10 protein-coding genes are annotated in these 10,133 nt (G+C 56.3%); 4 read left to right on the top strand and 6 right to left on the bottom strand.

Going from position 1 to position 10,133, the window contains the following annotated elements:
* Positions 1-36: 36 nt before the first annotated feature.
* Complete coding sequence (gene pdxR / locus AC6ROY_RS16490) at positions 37-1,503, bottom strand: MocR-like pyridoxine biosynthesis transcription factor PdxR (RefSeq protein ID WP_500101664.1); 1,467 nt, start codon at positions 1,501-1,503, stop codon at positions 37-39.
* A gap of 208 nt (positions 1,504-1,711) precedes the next feature.
* Between pdxR and AC6ROY_RS16485 the strand changes: the two genes are divergently transcribed.
* A complete protein-coding gene (locus tag AC6ROY_RS16485) occupies positions 1,712-2,227 on the top strand; it encodes a GNAT family N-acetyltransferase (protein ID WP_500101663.1) in 516 nt (171 codons plus the stop codon).
* Between the two features lie 6 nt (positions 2,228-2,233).
* Positions 2,234-2,854, top strand: coding sequence for a pyridoxamine 5'-phosphate oxidase family protein (locus AC6ROY_RS16480; RefSeq protein WP_500101662.1), 621 nt, complete (start codon positions 2,234-2,236; stop codon positions 2,852-2,854).
* 73 nt (positions 2,855-2,927) lie between these two features.
* Here AC6ROY_RS16480 and AC6ROY_RS16475 read toward each other — a convergent pair whose 3' ends face one another.
* Positions 2,928-4,646: an ABC transporter ATP-binding protein gene (locus AC6ROY_RS16475; protein WP_500101661.1), complete on the bottom strand. Its 1,719-nt coding sequence runs from the start codon at positions 4,644-4,646 to the stop codon at positions 2,928-2,930.
* 244 nt (positions 4,647-4,890) lie between these two features.
* On the opposite strand from AC6ROY_RS16475, the gene glsA reads away from it, so the two are divergent.
* Positions 4,891-5,838: a glutaminase A gene (gene glsA, locus AC6ROY_RS16470; protein ID WP_500101660.1), complete on the top strand. Its 948-nt coding sequence runs from the start codon at positions 4,891-4,893 to the stop codon at positions 5,836-5,838.
* Between the two features lie 72 nt (positions 5,839-5,910).
* Here glsA and AC6ROY_RS16465 read toward each other — a convergent pair whose 3' ends face one another.
* The 3 genes from AC6ROY_RS16465 to kduI all read right to left on the bottom strand — a co-directional run bounded on the left by AC6ROY_RS16465 (position 5,911) and on the right by kduI (position 7,673).
* Positions 5,911-6,033: an Rpn/YhgA-type helix-turn-helix domain-containing protein gene (locus AC6ROY_RS16465; protein WP_500101695.1), complete on the bottom strand. Its 123-nt coding sequence runs from the start codon at positions 6,031-6,033 to the stop codon at positions 5,911-5,913.
* Between the two features lie 268 nt (positions 6,034-6,301).
* Positions 6,302-6,787, bottom strand: coding sequence for an Rpn family recombination-promoting nuclease/putative transposase (locus tag AC6ROY_RS16460; protein ID WP_500101659.1), 486 nt, complete (start codon positions 6,785-6,787; stop codon positions 6,302-6,304).
* A gap of 52 nt (positions 6,788-6,839) precedes the next feature.
* A complete protein-coding gene (kduI, locus tag AC6ROY_RS16455; protein WP_500101658.1) occupies positions 6,840-7,673 on the bottom strand; it encodes a 5-dehydro-4-deoxy-D-glucuronate isomerase in 834 nt (277 codons plus the stop codon).
* A gap of 400 nt (positions 7,674-8,073) precedes the next feature.
* Between kduI and AC6ROY_RS16450 the strand changes: the two genes are divergently transcribed.
* Complete coding sequence (locus AC6ROY_RS16450) at positions 8,074-9,381, top strand: aminotransferase class I/II-fold pyridoxal phosphate-dependent enzyme (RefSeq protein ID WP_500101657.1); 1,308 nt, start codon at positions 8,074-8,076, stop codon at positions 9,379-9,381.
* Between the two features lie 164 nt (positions 9,382-9,545).
* On the opposite strand, the gene AC6ROY_RS16445 is transcribed toward AC6ROY_RS16450, so the two are convergent.
* On the bottom strand, positions 9,546-10,040 hold the full coding sequence (locus tag AC6ROY_RS16445) for a hypothetical protein (RefSeq protein WP_500101656.1): 495 nt from the start codon (positions 10,038-10,040) through the stop codon (positions 9,546-9,548).
* Between the last annotated feature and the right edge of the window lie 93 nt (positions 10,041-10,133).

Genomic DNA, 10,133 nt, shown 5'->3' with positions numbered 1-10,133 from the left:
AAAATCAGGTAAATGGTCGAAGAATGAAGAAAACATTCAACCTTCGTTCAATAGTTGGCTCATTCGTTCGATGCCGTCCCGCAGCTCCTCCTCGCTCACGTTCGAGAAATGGAAGTAAGCCCCGAGGCGTCCAGGCTGCATTCCGTCAGCCGCAAGCTCCGTATCGGCCCAAATCACGCCCGCTGCCCGGCAAGCCCCTCGATAGGCGACATAAGCTTCCGCGCTACCCTTCCACCAGCCGAACATATGCAGCCCGGCGTCGCTCGGCACCCAGTCGAAGCCGTCCGCCAGCTTCGCCTGCAGCAGCGCCGCAAGCAGCGTAAATTTGCGGCCGTAGCTGCGCTTCATCCGCCGCAGATGGCGCTCGTAGCCGCCGCTTGCCATAAATTCAGCCAAGGCCCGCTGCTCCAGCCCGTTGACTGCTTGCGGCTCATACAGCGCCTGCGCGCGCACAAACGGCTTCACCAGCGACTCCGGCAGCACGGCATAGCCGATCCGCACTGACAGCGGCATCGACTTGGAGAAGCTGCCGACGTAGACGACCCGTCCGTCGCGGTCCAGCGCCTTCAACGGCTCGATGCTCCGCCCGCGATGACGGTACTCGCTGTCGTAGTCATCCTCAACGATGACGGCGCGCTGCCGCATCGCCCAGGCCAGCAGCGCCTGGCGGCGCTCCAGGCTCAGCACCGCGCCGGTCGGAAACTGGCGCGACGGCGTTACAAACAAGGCTCGCGCCTCCCATTCGGCCGGTATAATCCCCGCTTCATCCAGCTGTGCGCCCAGCACAACGCCTCCCGCCGAGCGAATCGCCCGCCGCATGCCCGAATAACCCGGCGTCTCGGCTACCGCCGCGTCCCCCGGGTTCAAGACCAGCTGCGCGATCAGCGCGAGCGCCTGCATCGAGCCATGTACGATCGCAATTTGCCCGGCAGAGACACGCAGGCTGCGCGTACGGCGCATGTACAGCGCAATCGCCTCGCGCAGCCGGTAATCGCCCTGCGCTTCGACCCGCTCATTCGGGCCGTCCGCAGCTTGCCGAATTTGCGCATACAAGCACCGGTTCCACTCCGCATGCGGAAACAAACGCTCATCGGGCCTGCCGGAGGCCAGATCAATGAAGGCCGACGGCCCTGCTGCGGCAGGCGGCCGTTCTTCCAGAGGCGGGTCCGTCAGCCGGCTCGCCCAGCTCGACAAGCGAAAATCAGGGAGCGTCGCCGTCTCCGCTCCGGTCTGCTCCTTGACCGGCTGGACATGCCGGTAAGCGACGGTCGTGCCGCTGCCGACCGCTCCGACCACATACCCTTCGGCCGCCAACATTTCATAGACGTGATTGACCGTGCCGCGCGACAGCCCGTAAAGCGCCGCCAGCTTGCGCGTCGCCGGCAGCTTCATGCCAAACGTCAGGCGTCCGTCCAGCATCGCATCGCGCAGCGCCTCATACAGCGCCGTATGTTTGGTCGGATACCGTCCGACATAGGCTTCGTAAGGAATGAGAAACTCCAAGCCGTCTTCCCCCTTTGCAACTTCTAGATTTGTTCCCGATAATTTGGTTCCATCGAGCTTCATTTGGCAGGCTGTTAAAGCTCTTCTAGCAGTTGCCCTCGATTCTTCAAAATTGGTCTAATTAAAATTAACATAAGTGGATCTTTTCTCTATCCAATATATTCAGTATAGTACCACTATCCGCTAGTTTGGAAGGGGCTTGTTTGAAATGAACGATCGTGAAGCTGTAGAGTATCGACGGGCGGTGCTGGCTGATTTACCTGCGCTTGCGTGGTTGTTTGACGCCTATCGCCAATTTTACGATCAGGCGGCGGATCTTCCCGGGGCAGAAGCCTTTCTGCAAACCAATCTGGAGCAGCAGCGCTCCGTGGTGTACATCGCCAGCGCGCTGGTGAACGGCAGCGCGGACGCTGGGTTCGAGCTGGATGCGGGCAGCGGCGGCATCGCTTGCCTGGGCTTTGTTCAGCTGTATCCGACCTTGTCTTCGATTTCGATGAAGCCGGTCTGGACGCTGAATGACCTGTTTGTGCAGCCGCAAGCGCGTGGGCGCGGGATCGGCTCGCGGCTGCTGGCCGCAGCAGCCGAGCATGCGGCCCGTACAGGGGCGAAGGGGCTCCAGCTTTCCACGGCTGCCGACAACTTGACGGCTCAGCGGCTTTATGAGCGGGCGGGCTACGTTAGGGACACCGACTTTTTAACCTACTTTTTACAGGTGGAGGCATGATAAACGATGCGCAGAAACGAATTTGCAATGGATGAGCAGCAGGAGCTTGAACAATTTTTGGGAGAAATGAGCTTTGGCGTGCTTGGCACGCAAGGAGAGGACGGCTGGCCGGAGCTGACGCCGCTAAACTTTGTTTACGACAACGGAGCTATTTATTTTCATGGCAGCCGGGCTGGCCGGAAGATGGCTAACTTGAAAAAAGATACACGGGTCACCTTCTCCGTCGCACAGGAGTTCGCCCGCATCCCATCCTATTTCCTCGACCCGAAGCTGGCCTGTCCGGCAACTGCCTATTTCAAATCGGCGCTGGTCAAAGGGTACGGCGAGGTGCTTGACGATCTGGAGGAAAAAGCGTCCGCATTATCGGCTTTCATGCGCAAGCTGCAAGCCGAAGGCGGCTACGAGGTTATTGATCCGGAGGACCCGGATTACCTCGGTCAGCTCCGCGCAACCGCCGTCGTCCGCATCCGCATCGAGACGATCACCGGCAAGTTCAAATTCGGTCAAAATTTGACCGAGGAAAAACGCGCCAAAGTGACGGCCGGCCTCGAAGGCCGCGACGGTTCGCTGGACGCGGAAACACTGACGCTGATGAAGCAATATTGCCCGCATCACCGGGAGGGATAAACGTAAGGACCTCAAGCTCCACTGCAAAGTGCCAAGTGGAGGCTGAGGTCCTCTTTTTCAAGCAAAATCGGTCTTACGTAATGGCCGTTTGAGCCAGATGCAAGCGGCTGTAGGCGCCGCCGGAGGCGATCAAATCCTGGTGCTTGCCCTGCTCGGCGATGCCTTGCTCGTTAACGACAACAATGCGGTTCGCATTGCGGATCGTCGTCAGCCGGTGCGCAATAACAAGCGTCGTGCGGCCCGCCGACAGCTCGGACAGCGCTTGCTGGATCGCCGCCTCCGTCTCCGTATCCAGCGCCGAGGTCGCCTCGTCCAAAATAAGAATCGGCGGGTTTTTCAAGAACATGCGGGCAATCGAAAGCCGCTGCTTTTGTCCTCCGGACAGCTTCACGCCGCGTTCGCCGATGACGGTGTCCATCCCCTCCGGCAGCCTGCGGATCAATTCCTCCAACGACGCTCTCCGTGCGGCCTCCCAGATTTGCTCATCGGTCGCATTCAAGTCGCCGTAGGCGATATTCTCACGGATCGTCCCGGAAAACAGAAACACATCCTGCTGCACGATCCCGATATGCCGCCGCAGCGCATGCAGCTGGATTTGCCGGATATCCATGCCGTCCACCGTAATGCGTCCGCCCGTCACCTCATAGAAACGCGGCAGCAAGCTGCAGATCGTCGTTTTTCCCGCGCCCGATGGACCAACAAATGCAACCGTTTCACCGGCCCGGATGCTCAGGTCAATGTTGCGCAAAATATCCCGGCCCGGCTCGTAGCCGAACGTCACGCTCTCAAACCGGATATCTCCCTTCATGCCCTTCATATCCACCGCATCCGGAGCATCGGCAATGTCCGGCTCCGTGTCCATAATTTCCGTATAACGCTTAAAGCCAGCAATCCCCTTCGGATAGCTTTCAATTACCGCATTAATCTTTTCGATCGGCCGGAAAAATAGGTTGGATAGCAGCAAAAACGCCATAAATTCGCCCATCTCCAGCTTGCCCTGAATAAAAAACCAGGCGCCGCAGATCATCACAAACACCGTAATGAGCCGCATCATCATGTAGCTGACGGAAATGCTTTTGGCCATCGTTTTGTAAGCAAGCAGCTTGGTCAGGCGGAAGTTCTGGTTATCCACGGCAAACAGCTTCTTTTCATGCTGCTCATTGGCAAATGACTGAACAACGCGAATCCCGCCGACATTATCCTCGATTCGCGCATTGAAGTTGCCGACATCGCCAAACAGGCGGCGGTACGTTTTGGTCATGCGGCGACCGAAAAAAATGATCAGCCACGCCATCAGCGGAATAATAATAAAGGTCAGCAGCGCTAGCTCCAAGTTGATGTACGCCATCAGCGTAAACGCCCCGGCCAGCGTCATCACCGCAATAAACACATCCTCCGGCCCATGATGGGCCACCTCGCCGATATCGTTCAGGTCGTTCGTGATTCGTCCGATCAGATGACCGGTCTTGTGATTGTCGAAAAACCGGAACGAGAGCTTCTGAATATGCTCAAACATGTTGCGGCGCATATCCGTTTCGATATTGATGCCAAGCATATGGCCCCAATAGGTCACGATATATTGCAACGCCGTATTCAGCGCATAAATTGCCAGTAGCCCCAGGCAAGCCAGCACGATAATTTGCCAGTTCTGGCTCGGCAGCAGCTCATCAATAAATGTACTGACCGCCAGCGGGAACGCCAGCTCCAGCAGCCCCGCGATAATCGCGCAGGCGAAGTCCAGTATAAAGAGACCTTTGTACGGACGATAATACGAGAAAAAACGACGAATCATTATGAACTCCTTTCGAGGCTCGCAATCTGTATCTTTTATACTACGATATACTGCACGGCCGATTCAGGCAAGAACCTTTAGTCTGCATGCAGCTCAATCGCCTTAGCTCAACGCTTGGCAGACAACAACGCCGCGGCCCCTCGTAAGCGCTTGCTGTGTTTATCCACTTGGCAAGCGGCTTCCCGCAGGAGTATGCTATATAAGTTGAACAGACGACGACTCGATCGCGCAAGGAGGCTCCGACATGTTTGTACATAAGCAAGAATGGGCCACGCTGCAGGAAAAGCTTCCTTTGTGGCTGGAGGCTAGCCGCGCGCAGGCCGTTCACGGCGCCCCGGCTAGCTATATCCCGGAGCTGGCGCATGCCCAGGCCGACGCTCTAGGCATTGTCATCGTCGCGGCTGACGGCAGCGAGCTGACGGCCGGCGATGCGGGACTGCCGTTTACGCTGCAGAGCATTTCCAAAGTATTTACCTTAATTTTGGCGCTGATGGACCAGGGAGAAAGCCACGTGTTCAGCAAGGTCGGTATGGAGCCGACCGGCGATGATTTCAACTCGATGCTCAAGCTGGAGCTGGTCGAGCCGGGGATCCCGTTTAATCCGCTGATCAACGCCGGTGCGATCACCGTCTCTTCCCTGATCAGCGGACGGACGCCGACCGACAAGTTCGAGCGGATTCTGGCGTTTTTCCGCATGCTGACCGGCAATCCATTACTCGACTGCAACGAGCAGGTACGCTCCTCGGAAGCGGCCACCGCCAACCGCAACCGTTCGCTCGCTTATTTTCTCAAGGACAACCAGGTGCTGGAGGGCGATGTGGAGGAGGTGCTGGACGTGTATTTCCGGCACTGCTCCATCGAAGCCACATGCCGGGATGTGGCCCGGCTGGCGTGGGTGCTGGCGATGGATGGCATGGACCCGTTCTCCGGACAGCAGCTGATTCCCCGCCGATATGCGCAAATCGCCAAAAGCTTCATGGTGACATGCGGCATGTATAACGCGTCCGGCGAATTTGCCATCCAGGTCGGCATTCCGGCCAAAAGCGGCGTTGCCGGCGGTATTCTCGCCGTTTCGCCGCGCCGCTACGGAATCGGAGTGTTAGGACCTGCGCTTAACGACAAAGGCAACAGTATTGCTGGCGTCCATCTGCTGCGCACGATGTCGGAGGCTTGCAATTGGCATATGTTTTAACGTGAAAAGCGTCTGTGCCGGGAACCCTTCCCGCACAGACGCTTTTGTTCGCCGTTCGATTGCGCTTGACGACTACAGCTTGTGCTGCAGCTGTTCGACCTCAGTCAGGGTCAGACCTGTGGCCTCAGCAATGGTCGCAAGGTCCAGCCCTTTTCTCAACAGATTAAGCGCTACTTCGTTTTTCGCCTCACGCATGCCTTCTTGCTTGCCCTCCTGCTTGCCCTGACGTATTCCCAGCGCCAGCCCTTGCTCGATCCCTTGCTCGATCCCTTGTTCGATCCCTTGTTCGATCCCTTGTTCGATCCCTTGTTCAATGCCTTGTGCCACGCCTCGCTGCAGCACTTTGTCTTCAAAGCCCGCAAATTCCTTCTGGAATCTCGATATCATCGCCTTAACCTCCCCTGGCTGCTCGTAATGATCCATGATTTCCTTCACCCTCTCCCGGCTCACTTCCGACAGCCCTTCATAGGTGACAAGCCTGACCCACGAACGAAATAACGGATACAGCTCCGCATCCATCTGCTCCAGCACGTCTCCCAATTGCTCCAACTGCTGCACAAAACCTTGAATGTCCCTCGTCCGCTCCAAACATTTCCTCTCCAGCCAACGTTTTACGGAAGCTCCGTGCTGCTGTCCATTTGGCATCACCGTTATAGACCACCATCGGCACGACAGCAGGCAACTGAAACTCCTTGCGCGCCGCTTCCTGCCTGCTTGTGTTTTTCAGCACATCCCACCATATTTCCATCATATACTGCAGCAGCCTGTACGGCATCTGGTAATCTACCTTGGATTGCAGTTCCAGCAGCACATATGATTTATCCACCTTAGTCAGCTGAGCTTCGTCAATCTGGTTCACCCAGCTCTCATTAACAAAGCTTTGCAGCAGCTCAATAAGCAGCCGCTTGCTTGATAGCAAAAACATGTAGGCCTTATCAAAAAAAGCCATCTCTCCGGCCCCGTACAAACGAGTCCGAAGAGATGGCCGCAGCCGCGAAGGCTTAGCGGATATCAGTCATGGCAACGTGGTCCATATCGGAGAACTCCTGGTTTTCTCCGGCCATGGCCCAAATAAACGTATAATTGCTTGTTCCTACGCCGCTGTGGATCGACCAGCTCGGGCTGATGATCGCCTGCTCGTTGCGCACGACCAGATGCCGCGTTTCCGTAGGCTCGCCCATCATATGGAACACCACGCCATCTTCCGGCATATCGAAGTACAGATACACCTCAGAGCGGCGGTTATGCGTATGGCACGGCATCGTATTCCACATGTTGCCTGGCTTGAGCAGCGTCATCCCCATCACGAGCTGACAGCTTTGCACGCCGTTCAGGTGAATGTATTTATAGATCGTACGCTCGTTCGAGTTCGTGATCGAACCGAGATGAGCCGGCTCAGCTTCGCTGATCGCAACCTTCACCGTCGGGTAGTTTTTGTGCGCCGGCGTGGAGCTCAGGTAGAAGCGCGCCGGATTCGCGGCGTCTGCGCTTGCAAATTGCACATCCTGGTTGCCAAGTCCAACGTACAGGCAGTCTTTGCTTTCCAGCACATACTCCGTGCCGTCTACCGTAACAACACCGGCTGCGCCAATATTGATAATCCCGATCTCGCGGCGTTCCAGAAAGTAATCCGCGCCCATATCGTGCTTAGGCGCTTCCAGCTTGATCGGAGCGTCTGTCGGTACAGCGCCACCAGTAATGAAGCGGTCGACGTGGCTGTAGACAAGCTTCAGCTCGCCAGGTACAAACAATTGCTGGATCAAAAACTCCTGGCGCAAACGTTCCGTATCATAAGCTTTCGTTTCAGTCGGGTTAGTCGCGTAACGGATTTCCATGAACTTGTGTCCTCCTTAGACTTCTTGCGTTAGATTTGGATGGAACAACTGCGGAAGCTGGCAGCTTGTTCGCCCGCTGCTTGCGAGCGTCTGGGTAACGGGCAGCCCTTTAATTGCATTAAATTGAAACGTTTCAATCGGGTTTAAAACCCACTCCGCGCCAGCCCCGGATGTACCCTTATCGTATCACAGTTGACTCCGCCGTGCCAAGCTGGAAAATGCCCCTCAGAGCAATCGCAATGCTCTTGTCCGAAGCCGCTTTGGCTTTCCTAATCCACCTTTCGGACCCGCGGCCGCTCAAATGTCCGGTTTTGGAAAAACCACCGTGACGCTCCTGCTTTAAAGTGTTATAATATGGGCTGACTATGCAAGTAATGATTAGCTGGAAGGAAGGAATTCCATGAACCCTCTTGCTCAGAAACTGAACGAGACGATCAGCCAACAAAACCCGCACGTATACGAGATGCTGTCGGACATTGGCCGCCAGATTTATTTCCCTAAGGAAGGCATCTTGAGCCAGTCCGCAGAAGCGAAGGCCAAGGCGAAGAAATTCAATGCAACCATCGGCACGGCGCTGGAAAACGGCCAGCCGATGCATCTCAAGGTGATCCAAGACACATTGTCCGCCTACCAGCCCAAGGACATTTACGAATATGCACCGCCTGCAGGCAAGCCTGAGCTGCGCGCTGCCTGGCGTGCCAAAATGCTGGAGGAAAACCCTTCGCTCCAAGGTAAAAGCGTCGGTAACCCGCTTGTGACCAACGCGCTGACCCACGGCCTCAGCATTGTCGCCGACTTGTACGCCGGGCCTGGCGATGCCGTCGTGATCCCGGATAAAAACTGGGAAAACTATGAGCTGACCTTCGGCATCCGCCGCGGCGCCGAGCTGGTATATTACCCACTGTACAACGAAGAGCGCCGCTTCAATGCGCAAGCTCTCCGCGATGCGCTGCTGGCGCAGAAGGACAAGGGCAAAGCGATCGTTGTGCTGAACTTCCCGAACAACCCGACAGGCTACACGCCGGACGCAGAAGAAGGACGTTCCATCGTCGAGGCGATTCGCGAGGCGGCGGAAGCCGGCATCAACGTCGTAGCGGTTACCGACGATGCCTATTTCGGTCTGTTTTTCGAAAATTCGCTCCAGGAATCGCTCGCCGGGCATCTGGCTGAGCTGCACCCGCGTATTTTGTCCATCAAAATCGACGGAGCGACGAAAGAGGAGTATGTGTGGGGCTTCCGCGTCGGCTTCATCACCTATACGGGCCAGAGCGACGCCGTGCTTGCCGCACTGGAGCAAAAAACAATGGGGATTATCCGCGCGACTATTTCCAGCGGACCGCATCCGTCGCAGACCTTTGTCCTGCACGCGCTGCAATCTCCTGATTTCCAGGCGCAAAAGCAGGAGAAATTCGACATCATGAAAGGCCGCGCCAACCGTGTCAAGCAGCTGCTGGACAGCGGGAAATACGGCGAGGTGTGGGAATACTATCCGTTTAATTCCGGCTATTTCATGTGCCTCAAGCTGAATACAGTCACGGCTGAAGCGCTGCGTGTGCATCTGCTTGAGCAATACGGCATCGGCACAATCGCACTCGGCGACACCGATTTGCGCGTTGCCTTTTCGTGCATTGAGGAAGCGAATATTGACGAGCTGTTTGATACGATTTATCAAGGCGTGCTGGACCTGCAAGGTGTCGCCGCCAAGTAAATGTCAACTTCCCGGAGGGCGTAAGCCCTCCTTTTTTGTTGCCTAAGCTGCCCTCTGCCCGAACAGGCCGGGGAGCCGGGTTAACGCAAAAAGACCATCGCACGCAGCTCCGACGGCCTCGTTTTTTTAGAGCTTCCTGTGAGGACGCCCCGCTTCGCTTAACATCAAGTCTCTTCCTTTATGCCAAACCTTCTGCAATAGGCCTCCAGCTCAACAAAAGGAAGCTTGTACAACGCCAGCTTGTTCACGATCGTCCGGCTGCCCCCCGGCAGGGAGCTGAACTTGGCCAGCAGCCCGGTCAGCTTCCCCGATTCGGAAGCAGCCCAAAACTGGACGTGCTGCACCTCACAATTTTCCCGCCGGATCAGACAAACCAGCTCTTGCAGCATACGCAGAAACACACGCGGCCTCCGATGCTCGTTCGCAATAAAGACCGTTTCAATCTGGCAAATATGCCGATCCTCGTATTGCCCAGGGCCAGTACCGAGCACGAAACCGGCTGCACCAACAGGCTGATGCAGCTCCTCGTCGTAAATCAGCAGCGCCTTGCCAAACATGAGCGGACTGCTGAAAAAGCTAAGCTTCGTGGCAAACGGGTACGGCAAGTTTAATTCATCATGATGCGTAAGCATGTACTGCGTGTAAGAGCTGAAATGCATCTCCAATTCGCAGGGCCGAACAACATAAGTCATGATTGCGGTTGTACGCGAAGCGTATCGTTCAGAATCGAAATTTTCCCGAACCCGCTCCCC

The organism is Paenibacillus sp. sg306046 (genome assembly GCF_059821225.1).
The sequence above is the reverse complement of the archived record's forward strand: the minus strand, read 5'-3'. Positions and strand labels throughout refer to the sequence as shown.

What these genes read in the sequence shown, in the direction of transcription:
- AC6ROY_RS16485 (WP_500101663.1), top strand. Translation starts at nt 1,712, where the DNA reads ATGAACGATCGTGAAGCTGTAGAGTATCGACGGGCGGTGCTGGCTGAT.
- AC6ROY_RS16480 (WP_500101662.1), top strand. Translation starts at nt 2,234, where the DNA reads ATGCGCAGAAACGAATTTGCAATGGATGAGCAGCAGGAGCTTGAACAA.
- AC6ROY_RS16475 (WP_500101661.1), bottom strand. Translation starts at nt 4,646, where the DNA reads ATGATTCGTCGTTTTTTCTCGTATTATCGTCCGTACAAAGGTCTCTTT.
- glsA (WP_500101660.1), top strand. Translation starts at nt 4,891, where the DNA reads ATGTTTGTACATAAGCAAGAATGGGCCACGCTGCAGGAAAAGCTTCCT.
- AC6ROY_RS16465 (WP_500101695.1), bottom strand. Translation starts at nt 6,033, where the DNA reads ATGCGTGAGGCGAAAAACGAAGTAGCGCTTAATCTGTTGAGAAAAGGG.
- AC6ROY_RS16460 (WP_500101659.1), bottom strand. Translation starts at nt 6,787, where the DNA reads ATGGCTTTTTTTGATAAGGCCTACATGTTTTTGCTATCAAGCAAGCGG.
- kduI (WP_500101658.1), bottom strand. Translation starts at nt 7,673, where the DNA reads ATGGAAATCCGTTACGCGACTAACCCGACTGAAACGAAAGCTTATGAT.
- AC6ROY_RS16450 (WP_500101657.1), top strand. Translation starts at nt 8,074, where the DNA reads ATGAACCCTCTTGCTCAGAAACTGAACGAGACGATCAGCCAACAAAAC.
- AC6ROY_RS16445 (WP_500101656.1), bottom strand. Translation starts at nt 10,040, where the DNA reads ATGCATTTCAGCTCTTACACGCAGTACATGCTTACGCATCATGATGAA.